20 protein-coding genes are annotated in these 16,435 nt (G+C 72.9%); 8 read left to right on the forward strand and 12 right to left on the reverse strand.

Translation table 11 applies throughout. The features are described from left to right. Window positions 1–123: 123 nt before the first annotated feature. Window positions 124–801: a phosphate signaling complex protein PhoU gene (phoU, locus tag ABZ716_RS18795; protein WP_344162630.1), complete on the forward strand. Its 678-nt coding sequence runs from the start codon at window positions 124–126 to the stop codon at window positions 799–801. Window positions 802–972: 171 nt separating this feature from the next. Continuing rightward, complete coding sequence (locus ABZ716_RS18800) at window positions 973–1,122, forward strand: hypothetical protein (RefSeq protein ID WP_351889844.1); 150 nt, start codon at window positions 973–975, stop codon at window positions 1,120–1,122. A gap of 79 nt (window positions 1,123–1,201) precedes the next feature. On the opposite strand, the gene ABZ716_RS18805 is transcribed toward ABZ716_RS18800, so the two are convergent. The 6 genes from ABZ716_RS18805 to ABZ716_RS18830 form a co-directional block, all read right to left on the reverse strand. Continuing rightward, the gene (locus tag ABZ716_RS18805; protein ID WP_358960135.1) at window positions 1,202–1,588 is read right to left on the reverse strand and encodes a hypothetical protein; all 387 of its coding nucleotides are present in this window, start codon (window positions 1,586–1,588) and stop codon (window positions 1,202–1,204) included. Between the two features lie 83 nt (window positions 1,589–1,671). Next, a complete protein-coding gene (locus ABZ716_RS18810; RefSeq protein ID WP_358960137.1) occupies window positions 1,672–2,601 on the reverse strand; it encodes a helix-turn-helix transcriptional regulator in 930 nt (309 codons plus the stop codon). Between the two features lie 187 nt (window positions 2,602–2,788). Continuing rightward, the gene (locus ABZ716_RS18815) at window positions 2,789–3,109 is read right to left on the reverse strand and encodes a hypothetical protein (RefSeq protein ID WP_358960140.1); all 321 of its coding nucleotides are present in this window, start codon (window positions 3,107–3,109) and stop codon (window positions 2,789–2,791) included. Window positions 3,110–3,149: 40 nt separating this feature from the next. Beyond that, complete coding sequence (locus tag ABZ716_RS18820; RefSeq protein WP_358813090.1) at window positions 3,150–3,410, reverse strand: hypothetical protein; 261 nt, start codon at window positions 3,408–3,410, stop codon at window positions 3,150–3,152. Between the two features lie 268 nt (window positions 3,411–3,678). Beyond that, window positions 3,679–4,581, reverse strand: coding sequence for a DUF2637 domain-containing protein (locus ABZ716_RS18825; RefSeq protein ID WP_358960142.1), 903 nt, complete (start codon window positions 4,579–4,581; stop codon window positions 3,679–3,681). A 61-nt stretch (window positions 4,582–4,642) separates the two neighbouring features. Further along, on the reverse strand, window positions 4,643–4,867 hold the full coding sequence (locus tag ABZ716_RS18830) for a hypothetical protein (protein WP_358960144.1): 225 nt from the start codon (window positions 4,865–4,867) through the stop codon (window positions 4,643–4,645). A gap of 471 nt (window positions 4,868–5,338) precedes the next feature. Between ABZ716_RS18830 and ABZ716_RS18835 the strand changes: the two genes are divergently transcribed. Continuing rightward, window positions 5,339–5,566: a hypothetical protein gene (locus tag ABZ716_RS18835; RefSeq protein ID WP_358960147.1), complete on the forward strand. Its 228-nt coding sequence runs from the start codon at window positions 5,339–5,341 to the stop codon at window positions 5,564–5,566. Between the two features lie 62 nt (window positions 5,567–5,628). Here the strand turns inward: ABZ716_RS18835 and ABZ716_RS18840 are convergent, their stop codons facing one another. Continuing rightward, window positions 5,629–6,387, reverse strand: coding sequence for a phosphoglyceromutase (locus ABZ716_RS18840; protein ID WP_358813086.1), 759 nt, complete (start codon window positions 6,385–6,387; stop codon window positions 5,629–5,631). Between the two features lie 164 nt (window positions 6,388–6,551). Between ABZ716_RS18840 and ABZ716_RS18845 the strand changes: the two genes are divergently transcribed. Beyond that, on the forward strand, window positions 6,552–7,874 hold the full coding sequence (locus ABZ716_RS18845) for an MFS transporter (RefSeq protein WP_358960150.1): 1,323 nt from the start codon (window positions 6,552–6,554) through the stop codon (window positions 7,872–7,874). Window positions 7,875–7,898: 24 nt separating this feature from the next. Here ABZ716_RS18845 and ABZ716_RS18850 read toward each other — a convergent pair whose 3' ends face one another. Both ABZ716_RS18850 and mshA read right to left on the reverse strand, forming a co-directional pair. Beyond that, window positions 7,899–8,384 (reverse strand): YbjN domain-containing protein, encoded by a 486-nt coding sequence (locus ABZ716_RS18850; RefSeq protein ID WP_351889799.1) that lies wholly within the window; start codon window positions 8,382–8,384, stop codon window positions 7,899–7,901. Then, complete coding sequence (mshA, locus tag ABZ716_RS18855; protein WP_351889883.1) at window positions 8,377–9,726, reverse strand: D-inositol-3-phosphate glycosyltransferase; 1,350 nt, start codon at window positions 9,724–9,726, stop codon at window positions 8,377–8,379. The genes ABZ716_RS18850 and mshA overlap by 8 nt, the downstream gene beginning before the upstream one ends. Before the next feature lie 300 nt (window positions 9,727–10,026). Between mshA and ABZ716_RS18860 the strand changes: the two genes are divergently transcribed. The 3 genes from ABZ716_RS18860 (at window position 10,027) to ABZ716_RS18870 (ending at window position 13,807) form a co-directional block, all read left to right on the forward strand. After that, window positions 10,027–10,839, forward strand: a complete 813-nt coding sequence (locus ABZ716_RS18860; RefSeq protein WP_355968337.1) for a class I SAM-dependent methyltransferase — start codon at window positions 10,027–10,029, stop codon at window positions 10,837–10,839. A gap of 218 nt (window positions 10,840–11,057) precedes the next feature. Beyond that, entirely contained in the window at window positions 11,058–12,143 is a 1,086-nt protein-coding gene (locus tag ABZ716_RS18865) for a C40 family peptidase (RefSeq protein ID WP_358960153.1), read from the forward strand. Between the two features lie 395 nt (window positions 12,144–12,538). After that, window positions 12,539–13,807, forward strand: coding sequence for a fused response regulator/phosphatase (locus ABZ716_RS18870; RefSeq protein ID WP_351889792.1), 1,269 nt, complete (start codon window positions 12,539–12,541; stop codon window positions 13,805–13,807). Between the two features lie 5 nt (window positions 13,808–13,812). Here the strand turns inward: ABZ716_RS18870 and ABZ716_RS18875 are convergent, their stop codons facing one another. From ABZ716_RS18875 to ABZ716_RS18885, 3 genes are all read right to left on the reverse strand, one after another. Continuing rightward, window positions 13,813–14,154: a DUF2516 family protein gene (locus ABZ716_RS18875; RefSeq protein WP_358960156.1), complete on the reverse strand. Its 342-nt coding sequence runs from the start codon at window positions 14,152–14,154 to the stop codon at window positions 13,813–13,815. 116 nt (window positions 14,155–14,270) lie between these two features. Continuing rightward, on the reverse strand, window positions 14,271–14,834 hold the full coding sequence (locus tag ABZ716_RS18880) for a hypothetical protein (protein WP_358813082.1): 564 nt from the start codon (window positions 14,832–14,834) through the stop codon (window positions 14,271–14,273). Between the two features lie 22 nt (window positions 14,835–14,856). Then, window positions 14,857–15,243 (reverse strand): helix-turn-helix transcriptional regulator, encoded by a 387-nt coding sequence (locus ABZ716_RS18885; protein WP_358960158.1) that lies wholly within the window; start codon window positions 15,241–15,243, stop codon window positions 14,857–14,859. A gap of 131 nt (window positions 15,244–15,374) precedes the next feature. On the opposite strand from ABZ716_RS18885, the gene ABZ716_RS18890 reads away from it, so the two are divergent. Further along, on the forward strand, window positions 15,375–16,427 hold the full coding sequence (locus ABZ716_RS18890; protein WP_358960160.1) for a serine/threonine-protein kinase: 1,053 nt from the start codon (window positions 15,375–15,377) through the stop codon (window positions 16,425–16,427). The last annotated feature ends 8 nt before the right edge of the window (window positions 16,428–16,435 follow it).

The raw sequence follows: 16,435 nt of genomic DNA on the forward strand, positions 1-16,435 counted from the left end.
TGATTCATTTGGGATGCCGGAGACGGACGCGTTGGCACCCGAACGTGTCACCGTGGGGCAGGACCGACCACGCGGTAGCAGTAGTAAGAGCGAGTAGTAGGCAAGCAGGCAGGAGAAGGACACATGCGCGACGCGTACCACGAGGAACTGGACTCGATCGGAGAGAGCCTGGTCGAGATGGCCCGGCTCGTCGGTTCCGCGATCGGGCGGGCCACGACCTCCATGCTGGACGCCGACCTGAAGCTCGCCGAGAGCGTCATCGCCGCCGACCAGAAGGTCGACGACCTCCAGCACGACCTGGAGGCCCGCGCCATCGCCCTGCTGGCCCGCCAGCAGCCGGTCGCCACCGACCTGCGCATCGTCGTCACCTCGCTGCGCATGAGCGCCGACCTGGAGCGCTCCGGCGACCTCGCGCAGCACGTGGCGAAGCTGGCCCGGCTGCGCTTCCCCGACCGCGCGGTGCCGCGGGACCTGCACGCGACCATCCTGGAGATGGGCCAGCTGGCGCAGCGCCTGATGGCGAAGGCGGCCGAGGTCATCATCACGAAGGACGTGGACCTGGCGCTCCAGCTGGAGCAGGACGACGACGAGATGGACCAGCTGCACCGCACCCTCTTCCAGCACCTGATGGACGACCGCTGGAAGCACGGCATCGAGACCGCCGTGGACGTGACCCTGCTGGGCCGCTACTACGAGCGGTTCGCCGACCACGCGGTGTCGGTGGCCAAGCGCGTGGTGTACCTGGTGACGGGCGAGCACGCGGACGAGCTCCAGCAGCCGACGCAGGTCGAGGGCGTCTGAGCGGGCGCGCCTGGGCGGCCGCGTCTGAGCGAGGGCGTCCGGGCGGGGGCGTCCTGCTGGATTGCTCCGGTCCTTCCCGCGCCCCAATGCGCCGTTGACGCGCCGGTGTGGCTGGGCATGAATGAGGCGAAGGCACTACGACGTCCCGTACGCCGCCTGCGAGGAGGATCCATGCCCGAATCCCCCGTCCCCATCACCCCGGAGCAGGAGCAGCCGCCCCGTCCGGAGCCCCTGCGCCTGCCCCTGCTCGCGGCCTGCGGCTGCGGGTCCGGCTGCGGCTGCGGCTGCCAGTCCGGCGCTCCCTGCCAGTGCGGGGGCTGAGGCCGGCCCGCCGCCCGCGCAGCCGGGGAGGGCCCCGTCCGGGAAGACCGGACGGGGCCCTTTCGCCTGCGTGGCGCGGTCAGACGGCGAGTTCGGTGGTGCCGCTGCCCGTGGGGCTCTGGATGACGGGCGGCCCCTGCGGGACGACGACGTGGCCGTCGCCCTTGGGCAGCGGCTTGCCGTCGACACACAGCCCGGGGGCCGTCGTCGGGTCGTCGCAGCGGTCGGGGGGAACCACCCCGCCGGGGTCGGCGGGCGGCGGAGCGTCCTGCCCGCCGCTGCCACTGTTGTCGCCCTCCTCGGACCCGTGATGACGGTGCCCGTGCCCGTGCGCCGGGGAGGCAGCCAGGTGCGGCGTGGCCGGGGCGGCGGCGAAGGCGCCGGTCGGGAGCAGTACGCCTCCGGCCGCGAGCGAAGCCGAGGCGGTGAGCAGCACGAGGCGCAGGGAGCGGGGGGTGCGGGACATGGGAGACCTCCGGGGAGTCGGGAAGCGGATCACGGTTCTGGCTGATCCCGTGTCTCCAGTAGGCCCCGGGGGCGGTGAGCCCGTCACGCCCCCGCATCTCGGGGCTTGACACCCGCGGCCGCCCGCGCGGTACGTCCCCGGGCGGGCAGTCCCGTCTCCCCCGGGAACGCCTTGACCAGGTCGTTGATGAAGTGCCGTGTCTCCTCCGGGTTGAGGGCCTGCGCCTGGAGGTGGTCGTACAGGATGTAGTACGGGTAGCGGTCGGTGTACTTCTCCAGATAGAGATCGCTGGTGAAGCGTTCGAGGTAGACCACTCCCGCGTCGGCGTCGGGAAACCCCAGGATCGAGAACTGCCCCAGGAGCCCCGCGTGGGCTCCGGCGGCGTGGGGCAGGACCTGCACGGTGATGTGCGGCTGGGCGCCGAGGGTGTTCAGGTGCTCCAGTTGCTCGCGCATGACCTCACGGCCGCCGACCTCGCGGCGCAGCGCGGATTCGTCCAGGACCGCCCATAACCGGAAGGGGCGGGCCGGGTGGTGTGCCCGGTGCTGGCGCCGCAGCCGCACCTCCAGGCTGACGGCGGCCTGTTCCGGCGTGATGTGGGGGGCGGTCTGGGTGATGAGCGCGGCGGCGTACGCGGGGGTCTGCAGCAGGCCGGGGATCACCAGCGGCTCGTACGTGTGGATGGAGGCGGCCCCCGTCTCCAGCCCGATGTAGACCCCGTAGGGGACGTCACCGCAGGAGACCCACCAGCCCTGCCGGCCCGATTCCTTCGCCATCCGCATCATCGAGTCGACGACGTCCTGGTCGGTGACCCCGTAGAGCCGGCACAGGTCGCGCACGTCCCGCGGGTTGATGGGACGGCGGCCGGTCTCGATGAGGCTGATCTTGGACTGCGACACCAGCAGGTGGCCCGCCGCCTGCGTGGACGTCATACCCGCGGCCTTGCGCAACTGCCGGAGCTCCGCGCCCAGACGGCGCCTTCTGACCGTGGGATGTGCGTTCACAAACCGCATTGTGCATACGCGGCCGAACAGGCCGTGCACCCGGAGGACGAGCACCACCTGTTCGGCCCAACGCGCCGGTGCCAGGACGCCCGCTTCCGCCACGTAATGGCCGGTCAGACCCTTGATGCGGGCATTCGTACCCCGCTTTCCGCGGACGGGCGGCGGACCACGGGAGCGGAAGCGCTCCGGTGCCCGGTCACAGACCGCCGGTGATCCAGCGCCGCAGGGCCGCGTGGGTGGTGTCGTCGACCGTCGAGAGCACGGCGATGGCGTGCGGGTCGTCGGCGTGCGGGCGGACGCCGGCACTGGTCAGCCACACGTGCAGGTCGAGCCGGCGGCGGTCGGCCGGGTCCGGCCCGCCGGCTCCCGGCCGGCGGGCGGAGGCGGGGAGGGGGCCGGGTTCCGGGAGGAGTCCGGGCCAGGCGTCCGCGGGAGCCCCGGCTTGGGCTTCCTCCTCGTACGGTGCGTCGCCCCGTAAGCCGGGGAACCGGTAGGGGTCGGTCGGCCACTCGTTCACGCGGGGACCTCCAGACCGGTCACCGGCCCGGCCACGGGGCTCACAGCTGCTCGCCCGCCAGGGCGTGGGCCCCCGCGGCGATGACCTCGGCGAGCCGGTTGGCGAGGGCGACACTGCATCCCCCGAGCCGGACGAAGCCCCGGCAGCCGACCGGTCCGTCGTTGTACAGCGAGGGCAGGGTCAGCCCGGCGAGCGCGAGGGCGGCCTGGAGGTTGGTGACGGCTTCCTCACCGGCCTGGTACGCGGCGTCCTGGCTCCGCTTGTACCGGAGGCGCTCGGCGTGGGTGAGCTCGTAGGTCATGCTGTCGTCCTCTCTGTCAGGGGGAGTGATGAAGGGGCGTGGTACTCGTAGGGCTGAGACCGTGCGCAGCCCGTGACTTATCTGTTTGGATCTTCGTTCCTGTGGTGCACGCGTTCGTTGAAGTCCGAAAGGCCCCAGGTGCCCGAGAAGTTAGCGACGCCCGACCGCATCGCGTCGAGCGCCGACGACGGTCTGCTCCGCGATGCCGCCGTGGCCTTCCCGGCACACCGTGGGCGCCCGGCCCCCGCCCGGCCGGGGCCCGCGCCCTTCATGAGCCGTAGCGGAGCCGGTACCCGGCGGGGGCGCCGACGGAGCCCCTCCGGTCCCTCCCGGGGTAGTCGGGGAGCACGGCGCCCGGGCTGCCCGCCGGCGCCGGCGGCCGGAGCGGGGCGGGCCGGCGGCGGCTGCGGTGCCGTGGGGCGGGTTGCCGGGGCGGGCGCGTCAGCGTGATCTGCCGGACGAGTTGCTGGAAGCAGGCCAGCGCGGCGATGGGGGGCAGCGTGGCCGCGGCCTCCGCGGCGAACGTGCGCGGCGCCTGCGCCACGCAGAGCAGTGTGGCCAGGGTGGAGAACAGCAGGACGATCGACCAGGAGTGCAGGGCCCGGCGTTGGTGCAGGGCGGCCCGGAGGATGGACAGGGAGGCGACCATCCAGGGCCCGTAGATCAGCAGCGGCCACCAGCTGGACACACCGTGCGCGGTGCTCGGCCCGGCGCTGTGGCGCAGGGCTTCGCAGATGGCCAGACCGCTGAAGATGCTCACCACGGCGGCGATGACGGCGACGAGGACCGCGGTGCACAGACTGCCGGTGTGCAGGAGGGTCAGCACCGACGTCTTCGCGGCGCCGCCCCGCCGGTGTCCGCGGTGTCCGCCTTCCGCTCGGATCCCGCCGTCGGCCAGGCCGGGGACGAAGCCCGGTGCGAGGTCGGGGACGTAGCCCGGAGCGAGGTCGGGGACGTAGCCCGGTGCGAGGTCGGCTGCGAGGCCGACGCCGCTGACCGTCTCACCGACGGTGTGGCCGAAGACGGCCTGGCCCAGCGGCTCCGCCGGGCCGGGCGCCATGGTGTCCCGGCAGAGGCGGGCCAGCTCCTCCGAGGGGTCCCAGGACGCACTCATCCCGGCCTGCCCGAAGAGCGGCTGCCCGTAGGGGGTGTACTGCTCCTGATCCGGCATCGGCCCCGGCCCCGGTAGGTACATCGTGGGCTCCGGCTGAGGGGCGTAGTGGCCGTACCGCTCATACACGGGACGTCTGCCCGGAGCGCTCGCCGGCCGGCGCCTTGAGCGGTGCGGCCTCCTGGGACCTTCGGTTGAACTCGGTCTGGATCCGGAACACCGCGTCCAGGAAGTCCTCGAAGATCGAGGACGAGTAGTGGAGTCCGACCTCCAGCCCCTCATGCCGAAGGGTCGCGCCCTTCTCCAGGGCCGGATCCTCCGAGACCGTGTATGTCCATTTCCCCACCCTCGCGGCCCGGATCTGACCGTCGCGCACGTCGCTGTCCGCGCTCAGAGGAAACATTGCCGCGTGTTTTGCTGTTGTCATAGTCCACCCAACGCTCCGGATACCGGTGAGGGTGTGCGCCGTCCAGGTGATGGTGGCCGGCGGTCGGGCGAGGTTGACTACTGCCTTTTATCATTTCTGCGCCCACGGGCGGCCCGCGGCGGTGAGGGCCCGGCCGGCGCACGGGCCGGGGACGAGCGCCAACGCCCGCCGTGACCGGGGCGCACAGGGAGCCGGACGGCGGCGCGCACACCGGGGCCGCACGCCCCTGATGCGGAAGAGCCGGGAGGGGGGCGCGCGGGCCGGAAGAAGGGCGCGCGGCGGCAAACGGCTGACAACACGCAACCCGGCATATGCCGACCCGTTATGCCGATGTCGCCGGGGGCACGGGAGCCCCCGTCCCCCGATCATCTGCACCGGAGAGGACCCGCAGTGACAGGCACCCTCGTGTGGTTCGCGCTGATCTGCTCCGTACTGGGCACGGGCGTCACCGCCCTGACCACGTCGGGCGTCGGCCGCATGCACCCCCTGGACGTCCGCGAACTACGCCGCCGCCAGCACTTCGGCGACGTACTGTCCCGCCACGTGGAGGAGACGAGACCCCCCGCCCCACCCGCCGCCCCACCCCCGCCACAGCTCTCGGACGCCACCCCCCGATAACCGAAGAGCCCCCCACACGCCGGAAAACCAGCGGGTGGGGGGCTTGTTCTGCCGTTTACGGGTTACTTCTTGCCCTGGTTCTTGACCGCCTCGATGGCGGCCGCGGCTGCCTGGGGGTCGAGGTAGGTGCCGCCCGGGGTGAGGGGCTTGAAATCGGCGTCGAGCTCGTAGGAGAGCGGGATGCCGGTGGGGATGTTCAGGCCCGCGATGTCGGCGTCGGAGATGCCGTCCAGGTGCTTGACCAGGGCGCGCAGGGAGTTGCCGTGCGCGGCGACCAGGACGGTATGGCCGTCGAGGAGGTCCGGGACGATCGAGTCGTACCAGTACGGGAGCATGCGGACGACGACGTCCTTGAGGCACTCCGTGCGCGGGCGCAGCTCCGGCGGGATGGAGGCGTAGCGCGGGTCCGCGGACTGGGAGAACTCGGTGCCGTCCTCGAGGGCCGGCGGCGGGGTGTCGTACGAGCGGCGCCACAGCATGAACTGCTCCTCGCCGAACTCGGCGAGGGTCTGGGCCTTGTCCTTGCCCTGGAGGGCGCCGTAGTGGCGCTCGTTCAGGCGCCAGGAGCGGTGGACGGGGATCCAGTGGCGGTCGGCGGCCTCCAGGGCCAGCTGCGCGGTGCGGATGGCGCGCTTCTGGAGGGAGGTGTGCACGACGTCGGGCAGCAGGCCGGCGTCCTTGAGCAGCTCACCGCCGCGGACCGCCTCCTTCTCGCCCTTCTCGTTGAGGTTGACGTCCACCCAGCCGGTGAACAGGTTCTTCGCGTTCCATTCGCTCTCGCCGTGGCGGAGGAGGATCAGCTTGTACGGTGCGTCGGCCATGCGTACGAGCGTAGTGGACGCGCCAGGGCGCTCGCGCGCGGTCCGCGGGCGGTCCCGTGGGCCGTCCGATTGACGGCCGGCGTCAATTGGGTGGCGGTCGGCGGCAGCTCTCTCGTAACATCCCGGACGGATCAGCGACACTTACATCACCCGGGGGAATCCGTATGTCCGTTGGCCGTCTGAGGAGGTCCGCCCGGGAGAGCGTGGCGGGGTTGCCGCGCGCGTTCTGGTGGTTGTGGGCGAGCACGCTGGTCAACCGGCTGGGGGCGTTCGTCGCCACCTTCATGGCCTTGTACCTGACGCTCGACCGCGGGTACTCCGCCTCGTTCGCGGGGCTGGTGGCCGCGCTGCACGGGCTCGGCGGGGTGGTCTCCTCGCTCGTCGCGGGGGTGATGACCGACCGGCTGGGGCGGCGCCCGACGATGCTGGTGGCGCAGGTGTCGACGGCCGGGGCGGTGGCGCTGCTGGGGTTCATGGAGCACCCGGCGGCGATCGCTGCGGTGGCGATGCTGGTCGGGATGACCTCGAACGCCTCTCGTCCGGCGGTCCAGGCGATGATGGCGGACATCGTCCGGCCCGAGGACCGGGTGCGGGCCTTCGCGCTGAACTACTGGGCCATCAACCTGGGCTTCGCCATCAGCTCGATGGCGGCGGGGCTGGTCGCGGAGTACAGCTACCTCGCCGGGTTCCTGGGTGAGGCGGCGCTGACGCTGCTGTGCGCGGTGCTGGTGTTCCTGAAGCTGCCGGAGTCGCGGCCGGAGAAGGACGCGGCCGCGGTGGCGCGGGGCGGGCCGGAGGTCGGGCTGGGGACCGTGCTGCGCGACGGCCGGTTCATGGGGGTGGTCGGGCTGTCGTTCCTGATCTCGCTGATCTTCACGCAGGGTTCGGTCGGGCTGCCGGTGACGATGGGCGCGGCCGGGTTCTCGCCCGGGGACTACGGGCTGGTCATCGCGGCGAACGGGGTGCTGGTCGTGGTGCTCCAGCTGCCGGTGACGCGGTTCATCGAGCACCGCGACCCGCGCCGGCTGCTGGTCGTCTCGGCGCTGCTGGCGGGGTACGGGTTCGCGATGACGGCGTTCGCGGGGCCGCTGTGGGCGTACGCGCTGACGGTGTGCGTGTGGACGCTGGCGGAGATCGTGAACTCGCCGACCCAGATGGGGCTGGTGGTGCGGCTGTCGCCGGTGCACGGCCGGGGGCGGTACCAGGGCATGTACACGCTGTCCTGGGCGGTGGCCTCGCTGGTGGCTCCGCTGATGGCGGGGTTCGTGATCGACCACTTCGGCGCGGGCTGGCTGTGGGGGTCCACCGGGGTGCTGGGCACGGTGGCGGCGGCCGGGTACTGGCTGCTGATGCGGGGGCTGCGGGAGGGGGACACGGCCGCCGGTCCGGCTCCTGCCGCTGCTCCGGCGGCGGCTTCGGCCACGGCTTCCGTAGCCGTACCCGAGGCCGCGCCGGCGCCGGTGACGGCTCTGCCCGCCGAGGCGTAGGGGGCGGCCGGCCGCGTCGGCCCGTCAGCTGGGCTGCGTCAGGTGTCTGAAGGCGTCGAGGTTGTGGGTGGATTCGCCGCGGGACGTGCGCCATTCGTACTCGCGGCGGATCGCGCTCGCGAAGCCGAGTTCCAGCAGGGTGTTGAACGCGCCGTCCGCCGCCTCCAGGACCGTGCCGAGGAGGCGGTCCAGGTCGTCCGGGGTGACGACGGACAGGGGGAGCCGCGCCGTGAGGTAGACGTCGCCGAGCGGGTCGACCGCGTACGCCATGCCGTACAGCTTGAGGTTGCGTTCCAGCAGCCAGCGGTGGACGCCCGCCTCGTTCTCGTCCGGGTGGCGGATCACGAAGGCGTTGACCGACAGCGAGTGCCGGCCGATCCGCAGGGAGCAGGTGGTGCTCAGCTTGCGGGTACCGGGGAGCTGGACGACGTACGTACCGGGCTGGGGGCTCTCCCAGCCCAGCCCGGCGCCGGCCAGCGTGGACTCGATGATCGCCGCGGTGTCAGCCATGGTGGGAGCGTACGCGACGGCGGTGATCATGCATGGCCGCGGTGTACACGTCGGCGGTGCCGCTGGCGGCGGTGTCCCAGCCGAAGTGCTGCGCGTGCCGTGCGGCGGCGGCGCCCATGCGGCTCGTCAGGTCCGGTTCGTCGACGAAGCGGCGCAGGGCGCGGGCGTAGTCGACGGGGTCGTGGCCGGGGACGAGGATCCCGGTGACCCCGTCGTTCACGGCGACGGGCAGCCCCCCGACGGCGGCCGCCAGGACGGGGCTGCCCGCGGCCTGGGCCTCGATGGCGACCAGCCCGAAGGACTCGTTGTACGAGGGCATGACCAGCACCGACGCCGCCCGGAACCAGTCGGCGAGCTGGTCCTGGGCCACCGGCGGGTGGAAGTGGACGAGGTCGGTGATGCCGAGCTTCGCGGCGAGTTTCTGCAGCCCCTCGGGCTTGGCGAGGCCGCTGCCGCTGGGCCCGCCGACGACGGGGACGAAGAGGCGGCCGCGCAGGGCGGGGTCGCGGTCGACGAGCTCGGCGACGGCGCGCAGCAGGATGTCGGGGGCCTTGAGGGGCTGGATCCGGCCGGCGAAGAGCGGGATGACGGCGTCCTGCGGCAGGCCGAGCCGGGCGCGGGCGGCGGCGCGGCCGTCGCCGACGGTGAAGCGGTCGAGGTTCACGCCGGGGTGGACGACGGCCACCTTGCCGGGGTCGGCCTCGTAGTGGCGTACGAGTTCGTCGGCCTCTTCGGCGGTGTTGGCGATCAGCCGGTCGGCGGCGGCGACGATCTGGGTCTCGCCGATGACGCGGGCGGCCGGCTCGGGGGTGTCGCCCTCGGCGAGCGCGGCGTTCTTGACCTTGGCCATGGTGTGCATGGCGTGGACGAGGGGGACGCCCCAGCGTTCGGCGGCGAGCCAGCCGACGTGGCCGGAGAGCCAGTAGTGGGAGTGCACGAGGTCGTAGTAGCCGGGGCGGTGGCCGGCCCATGCCTGCATGACGCCGTGGGTGAAGGCGCACAGCTGGGCGGGCAGCTCCTCCTTGGCGAGGCCCTCGTAGGGGCCGGCGTCCACATGGCGGACGAGGACGCCGGGGGCGAGCTCGACGACCGGGGGCAGGCCGCCGGTGGTGGCGCGGGTGAAGATCTCCACCTCGATGTTGATGGCGGCGAGGCGCCGGGCCAGCTCCACGATGTAGACGTTCATCCCGCCGGCGTCGCCGGTGCCGGGCTGGTGCAGCGGTGAGGTGTGCACGCTGAGCATGGCCACGCGGCGGGGCTTGCGGTGGTGGCCGACGGCCGGGAGGCGCAGGCGGGGCGCGTCCTGGCGGGCGCCGCGGGCGGCGGCGATGCGGCCGCTGATGCTGCCGCCGAGGCGGGACACGTACTGGCTCAAGGGAGCAGTTCCTCTCGCTCGGATCGCGCGGGGCGGCGGGCTCGGGGGTGCCGGTGGGGCGGCACGCCGGACGGCATGGCTGCGGGAGCGCACGCGGCGCCCTGCAAGGAGTGCAACCCGGATGGGCGTCCCGCGCATTCCGGGGGGCGGCAACTTCCTCGGAACTTCCTGGTGCGCCGGCCGCCACTTCCTGGTGCGGCGGCCGCCACTTCCTGGTCCGCGGGCCGCCTTTTCCTGCCGGGCGGGCGCTCCGCTTACGCTCGGCGCATGGTCTCCCGCAGCACTCCGCCCGCCCCGAAGCGCCCCGTGGGCACCGTGACGCGCGGGACGACGAACCCGAACCGGCTGCGGCGCATGGACCGCTGGATCGCCGCCGTGCACGGGGCGGCGCTGCGCCGGGCGCAGGCGCCGGTGGCGGTGGACCTGGGGTACGGGGCGGCGCCGTGGACGGCGGTGGAGCTGCTGGCCCGGCTGCGGGAGGCGGCGCCCGGGGTACGGGTGGTCGGGATCGAGATCGAGCCGGCCCGGGTGGCGGGGGCGAAGCCGTACGAGCGGGAGGGGCTGAGCTTCCGGCACGGAGGGTTCGAGGTGCCGCTGGACGGCGGGGAGCGGCCGGCGCTGATCCGGGCGGCGAACGTGCTGCGGCAGTACGACGAGGAGCAGGTCGAGGAGGTCTGGGGGCGGCTGTGCGGGCGGCTGGCCCCGGAGGGGCTGCTGGTGGAGGGGACCTGCGACGAGATCGGCCGGCGGCACGTGTGGGTGGCGCTGGGGCCGGAGGGGCCGCGGACGGTGACCTTCGCGACGCGGCTGGGTTCGCTGGAGCGGCCCTCGGACCTGGCGGAGCGGCTGCCGAAGGCGCTGATCCACCGGAACGTGCCGGGGGAGCCGGTGCACGCGTTCCTGCGGGACTTCGACCGGGCGTGGGCGGCGGCCGCGCCGTACGCCTCGTACGGGGCGCGGCAGCGCTGGATCCGGACGGCGCGGGCGCTGGCCGGGGAGTGGCCGCTGGCGGACGGGCCGGTGCGGTGGAGGCAGGGGGAACTGACGGTGCGCTGGGAGGCGTTGCGCCCGGCGGGGTGAACCTCGCGCGACGGGGAACCGGGGGTGGGGACGGCCCGTTGAGCCGTCTGGGGTGGACGGTGCGTGGCGGGTCATGATCGGAGCGGAATCCGGAGGGTGTTGGAATCCGCCCGTTCGTGGCACCATCCCGGAGACAGTGCCAAGTTACTGATGAATAGTCAGATGTGATGTCGGGTGACGCCCGATACCGGGTCTGACGCGGGGCGCCTGGGGGAGCCATGGGGAGCGTGAAGCGAGCGTCGTCGCGCCGGGGGGCGGCGTCCGCCCTGACACTGCTGTGCGCGATGGCGATGGTGGCGGCCCCCGGCCTGGTGACGGGCACGGCGTACGCGGCACCGGCCGCACCGGCCGCGCCGGAGCCGGGCGGTGGCAAGTCGCTGGAGCAGGTCCGCAAGGAGATAGACGACCTCTACCGCCAGGCCGGCAGCGCGACGGACGCCTACAACCTCGCGCAGAGCGAGACCAAGGCGCAGTCCGAGCGGATCGTCGAGATCGCCAAGCTGGTGGTGGCCGGCCAGGACCGGATCTCCACCCTCAAGGACCGCGCGGGCGCGGCGGCCCGCGCCCAGTACCGCTCGGGCGGCCTGCCGCCGGGCGCCCGCCTCGCGTTGAGCAACAGCCCCTCCGACTTCCTCGACGGGGCGGGCCGGTTGCGGCAGGGCGAGAAGGCCACCACGGACCTGCTGGGCGAACTGAACCGCACCCAGGCGGACTTGGAGAAGTACGCGAGGGACGCGGGCGCCGTCTGGCAGAAGATAGAGGACAACCGGGTCAAGAAGGAAGCCGCCAAGAAGGAGATCGAGGACAAGATCAAGGCGGCGGAGGCCCTGGAGAACCGGCTGGCGGCCGAGGAGAAGGCCCGGCTGATCCAGCTGGAGCAGGACGCCCAGTACCAGGCGCAGACGGCGTGGCTGTCGTCGGGCGCGATGCGGGACGTCAAGGGGCTGGCCTCGGAGGCCGGGAAGAAGGCGGTGCAGTTCGCCACCGCCCAGATGGGCAAGCCGTACGTGTGGGGGGCGGAGGGCCCCGGCGCCTACGACTGCTCCGGCCTGACCTCGCAGGCGTGGCTGGCGGCGGGCCGCCCGATCCCGCGCACCTCGCAGGAGCAGCTGCGGCTGCTGCCCAAGGTCCCGCTCAAGGACATGCGGCCGGGCGACCTGATCATCTACTTCGACGACGCGAGCCACGTCGGGATGTACGTCGGCGACGGCGCCATCGTCCACGCCCCGCGCCCGGGCCGCACCGTCACGCTGACGGGCGCGGGCTCGATGCCGATCAAGGCGGTCGTCCGCCCGGACGCGTAGCCCCGGGCGGGGCCCGGCTCTCGGGGCGGGGCCCGGCTCCCGGGGCGGGACCGCAGCCCCCGCGCCCGGGCACGGGTCCCCCACACGGCCGCACCCGCCACGCCGCTCCGGGCACGGGTCCCCGCGCGGCCGCAGCCGCCGCGTCTGTATCGGGAACGGCTCGTGCGCGGGACCAGCCGGACCGCGGCCCCCCGCGGCCCGGTGCGGCTCCAACCCGCGCCCGCAGCCGCCGCGGCAGGGGTCGGTCAGGCCGTCGGCCTGTGACCTGGGTCTCCATCAGGCCGTGACGTTGGTCATTCGGGGTGGGCGGGTTTCCGCCGGGATAGGGGGATTTGACGCCGGGCCCCCTCCGCTCCGGCATTCCGCACCCCGCACCCGCCCGCTAGGGTCCCGGCATGAGCGCACTTCCGGGGGGAGGCAAGGAACCGGAGACGATGCCCGTATCTGTACCGCGGCAGAGGGAGACCTCCGCCACGGAGAACGGCGGCCCCGCCCCCCAGGCGGCCCCGCTGACCCTGCTGGTCGTCGAAGACGACCCCGCCGGCGGTCTCACCGTCCCCGAGATCCTCGACGGCGACGGCCAGCGCATCCGGCTCCGCACCGCCCGCAACCTCACCGAGGCCACCCGGCTGCTCACCCCCGACGTGCACTGCGTCCTGCTGGACCTGGCCCTGCCCGGCCCCGACGAGGACGGCTTCGGCGCCCTGCGCGAGGTCCTGCGCATCGCGCCGCGCCACGCCGTACTCGTACTCACCGCCGAGGCCGACGCCGAACGCGCCGCCGAGGCCGTCCGCGTCGGCGCCCAGGACTTCCTCTTCCGCGACGAGCTCGACGGCCGGCTCCTCAGCCGCGCGATCCGCTACGCCGTGGAGAGAAAGCGGGCGGACATCGCCCAGTACAAGCTCGCAGAATCGAAACTGCGCGCCCAGGAGAACGCCCGCCTGGAACGCGGACTGCTCCCCACCCCCCTCCTCGACGGCTCCGACCTCCGCTTCGCCGCCCGCTACCGCCCGGGCCGCAGCCGGGCCCTCCTCGGCGGCGACTTCTACGACACCGTCCGCACCCCCGACGGCACCGTCCACGCGATGATCGGCGACGTCTGCGGCCACGGCCCCGACGAGGCCGCCCTCGGCGTCGAGCTGCGGATCGCCTGGCGCGCCCTGACCCTGGCCGGGCTGTGCGGGGACGAGCTGCTCGCCACCCTCCAGGAGGTCCTGGAGGTGGAGCGGCCCTGCGAGGAGGTCTTCGCCACCCTGTGCACGGTGGACATCTCCCCCGACGGCCGCCGCGCCGGCCTGTGCCTGGCCGGCCATCCGGCCCCGCTGGTCACGCGCCCCGGCCGCCCCGCCCGGCTCCTGCCGTACGAGAACAGCGGCCCGGCGCTCGGACTGCTCCCCCGCGCCCGCTGGCCCCGCCGCCAGGTGGACCTCGGCGGCACCTGGAGCCTGATGCTCTACACGGACGGCCTCATCGAGGGCCGGATCGGCGAGGGCCGCGAGCGGCTCGGCCAGGACGGCATGATCGACATGATCAACCGGCACCTGGACGATGGCCTGACCGGGGAACCCCTCCTGGAGGCCGCCGTCACCGAGGCCCGCCGCCTCAACGGCGGCGAGCTCACCGACGACGTCGCCCTGGTCCTGCTCTCCCGCAACGCGGGCTGACGGCGCTATCGGCCGCCGTTGTACGGGCCGTACGGGCCGTCGCTGCTGCTGCCGCCGCGACGGGGGCTGCCGCCGCCCGAGACCTGCCGGAGGGCGGGCCGGACGTCGACGAGGAACACGATGGTCGCCACCAGGCCCGCGATCTGCAGGAACAGCAGCCCGAGGAAGAAGTCCACCAGGACGGTGACGCCCAGGATGGCCAGCCAGAAGGTCTTGGTCTGCTTGTCGGCGGCCCGGTACGCGTCCTCACGCGCGACCAGCGCCATGACGAAGGCCACGACGGCGAGCGCCAGCATGGCGTAGCCGAGCAACGGGAGGACCCCGTTATCGAACCCCTGCATCAGCATCGTCTCGACCGCCTTCTCGCATCCAGCACTTCCGACTCCACGCTACCGCCCGAGCCGCCTTCCGGAACGAGAACGAACCGGACACCCCTCGGGTGCCCGGTTCGCCCGTGGACCACTCAGCTCTCGTCGGCGGTCTTCTTGGTCCCGTTGCGGCGCACGGCGGGCTTCTTCGCCGCGGGCCTCTCCTCCGCCCCGGCGCCGGCCTGGGCCGGCACGTCCTGCGCGGGCTCCGGGGCCGCGGCCGGCTCCGGCTCCACGGCACCGGCGATGTCGACGATCTCGTCGGCGACCTCGCCGCGCCAGGACCGTACGGCCTGCTCACCGTGCTCGGCGACCTTGTCGTAGGTCTCCTTGGCCCGGACGGCGTACTCGGCGGCCACCCCGACCCCGCGCAGCGCCAGGTCCTGGGCCGTCTCGCCCAGCTTCTTCGGGTCGATCGCCCCGAAGACCTCGACGACCCGGGCCGTGACGGCCTCCTGGGCCACCTTGGCCTTCTCCTGGACGGCCTTGGGGTCGGTGTCGAGCACGGCCTCGATACGCGCCGGGGCCTCGATGCGCAGCTGCTCGATCAGGCCGGGAACCTTCTTGGCCTGCTGGAGAGCCAGGTCGGCGGTGCCGGCGGCGAAGTAGAGGGGGGTGGGGTCGGTGAGGGTCTTCTTCAGGTCATCGGCGATGGCCATGTGCGGGTCCTCCCGGATCCGGTCAGTTCGTCGGGGGCACCGCGCTGTCGGCGGCCGGTTCTCCGGCCGCGTTCTCCTTGCGGAACGCTTCGTAGATCTGGAGCAGCACCTGCTTCTGCCGCTCGTCGATCGACGGGTCGGAGAGGATGACGGCGCGCGTCTCCACCTCGTCCCGGTCCCGCTCGTCAAGGATCCCGGCCTGCACGTACAGGGTCTCGGCGGAGATCCGCAGCGCCTTGGCCAGCTGCTGGAGGATCTCCGCGCTCGGCTTGCGCAGCCCGCGCTCGATCTGGCTCAGGTACGGGTTCGACACCCCCGCCGCATCGGCCAGCTGCCGCAGCGACAACTGCGCCTGCCGCCGCTGCTCACGGAGGTACTCGCCGAGATTCCCGACGTTGAGCGATGCCATGCCCCGATCCTGCCCCACCCTGCTAACTATTGCAAGCGCTTGCTTGCAGAAGTACCCACTCGGCCGTATGGTCGCGCAGCCGACGCCGGTTGCCACGCGAGCACGGGGACGGAAAAAAGGTAGGTCACGACATGCCGGAAAACAGACGCTCAGCCACCTACAGCACCGTCTCCACGTCCCTCGCCCTGCACAGCGACCGCCGGCTGGGCGAGCTCGTCGACGCCGCCCTTCCCCTCGGCTCCGGTATCGGCGGAAGGTCCGCGCTGCTGGAGGTCGACGGGAGGCCGGTCTTCGTGAAGCGGGTGCCGCTCACGGATATGGAGCGACTGCCGGAGCACGCCCGCTCCACGGCCAACCTGTTCGGGCTTCCCGCCTTCTGCCAGTACGGCGTGGGCGGGCCTGGTTTCGGGGCCTGGCGGGAGCTCGCCGTTCACACCATGACGACGAACTGGGTGCTCGGAGGGCAGTATCCGGGGTTCCCGATGATGTACCACTGGCGCGTACTGCCCGGCACGGCCGCACTTCCCGGCGAGCTCGCGGACGTGGAACGGGCCGTGGCCTACTGGGGCGGCGGCCCGGAGGTGCGCCGGCGCATCGAGGCCCTTCGGCGGTCCTCCGCGAGCCTCGCGCTGTTCCTGGAGTACATCCCCCAGACGCTCGACGAGTGGCTCACCGAGCGGCTACAGGCCGGCGAGGAGTCCGCCAACCGGGCCTGCGCCCTCGCGGAGGGCGAGTTGGAGGCCGGCACGTCCTTCATGAACGCGCGCGGGCTCCTGCACTTCGACGCCCATTTCCAGAACATCCTGACCGACGGCCGACGCCTTTACTTCGCCGACTTCGGCCTCGCCCTCTCCTCCCGCTTCGATCTCTCACCGTCCGAGACCAGCTTCTTCGAACTGCACAGGACCTACGACCGCTGCTACACGCGCAGCTGGCTGGTGCACAGCCTGATCAGGAAGCTGTACGGATACGAGCGGAAGGAACGCGAGGCCCTGATCCGCGCGTGCGCGGACGGCGCGGCCCCGCCGGAGGGGCCGCAGGGGGCCAGGGCGGTCCTCACCCGCCACGCACCGCTCGCCGCGGTGATGACGGACTTCTACGGCAGGATCCAGGACGAGGACAGGCAGACCCCGTACCCGCTGGAGGCGCTCCAGCGGGTTCTCGCCGGCGGCGGATCCGGATGACGGTGCTC

Origin of the sequence: Streptomyces sp. NPDC006687, assembly GCF_040636215.1 — a bacterium.
Taxonomy (GTDB): domain Bacteria; phylum Actinomycetota; class Actinomycetes; order Streptomycetales; family Streptomycetaceae; genus Streptomyces.

Coding starts and splice junctions, on each gene's coding strand:
- phoU (WP_344162630.1), top strand. CDS start 124: ATGCGCGACGCGTACCACGAGGAACTGGACTCGATCGGAGAGAGCCTG.
- ABZ716_RS18800 (WP_351889844.1), top strand. CDS start 973: ATGCCCGAATCCCCCGTCCCCATCACCCCGGAGCAGGAGCAGCCGCCC.
- ABZ716_RS18805 (WP_358960135.1), bottom strand. CDS start 1,588: ATGTCCCGCACCCCCCGCTCCCTGCGCCTCGTGCTGCTCACCGCCTCG.
- ABZ716_RS18810 (WP_358960137.1), bottom strand. CDS start 2,601: ATGCGGTTTGTGAACGCACATCCCACGGTCAGAAGGCGCCGTCTGGGC.
- ABZ716_RS18820 (WP_358813090.1), bottom strand. CDS start 3,410: ATGACCTACGAGCTCACCCACGCCGAGCGCCTCCGGTACAAGCGGAGC.
- ABZ716_RS18825 (WP_358960142.1), bottom strand. CDS start 4,581: ATGCCGGATCAGGAGCAGTACACCCCCTACGGGCAGCCGCTCTTCGGG.
- ABZ716_RS18840 (WP_358813086.1), bottom strand. CDS start 6,387: ATGGCCGACGCACCGTACAAGCTGATCCTCCTCCGCCACGGCGAGAGC.
- ABZ716_RS18845 (WP_358960150.1), top strand. CDS start 6,552: ATGTCCGTTGGCCGTCTGAGGAGGTCCGCCCGGGAGAGCGTGGCGGGG.
- ABZ716_RS18850 (WP_351889799.1), bottom strand. CDS start 8,384: ATGGCTGACACCGCGGCGATCATCGAGTCCACGCTGGCCGGCGCCGGG.
- ABZ716_RS18860 (WP_355968337.1), top strand. CDS start 10,027: ATGGTCTCCCGCAGCACTCCGCCCGCCCCGAAGCGCCCCGTGGGCACC.
- ABZ716_RS18865 (WP_358960153.1), top strand. CDS start 11,058: ATGGGGAGCGTGAAGCGAGCGTCGTCGCGCCGGGGGGCGGCGTCCGCC.
- ABZ716_RS18870 (WP_351889792.1), top strand. CDS start 12,539: ATGAGCGCACTTCCGGGGGGAGGCAAGGAACCGGAGACGATGCCCGTA.
- ABZ716_RS18875 (WP_358960156.1), bottom strand. CDS start 14,154: ATGCTGATGCAGGGGTTCGATAACGGGGTCCTCCCGTTGCTCGGCTAC.
- ABZ716_RS18880 (WP_358813082.1), bottom strand. CDS start 14,834: ATGGCCATCGCCGATGACCTGAAGAAGACCCTCACCGACCCCACCCCC.
- ABZ716_RS18885 (WP_358960158.1), bottom strand. CDS start 15,243: ATGGCATCGCTCAACGTCGGGAATCTCGGCGAGTACCTCCGTGAGCAG.
- ABZ716_RS18890 (WP_358960160.1), top strand. CDS start 15,375: ATGCCGGAAAACAGACGCTCAGCCACCTACAGCACCGTCTCCACGTCC.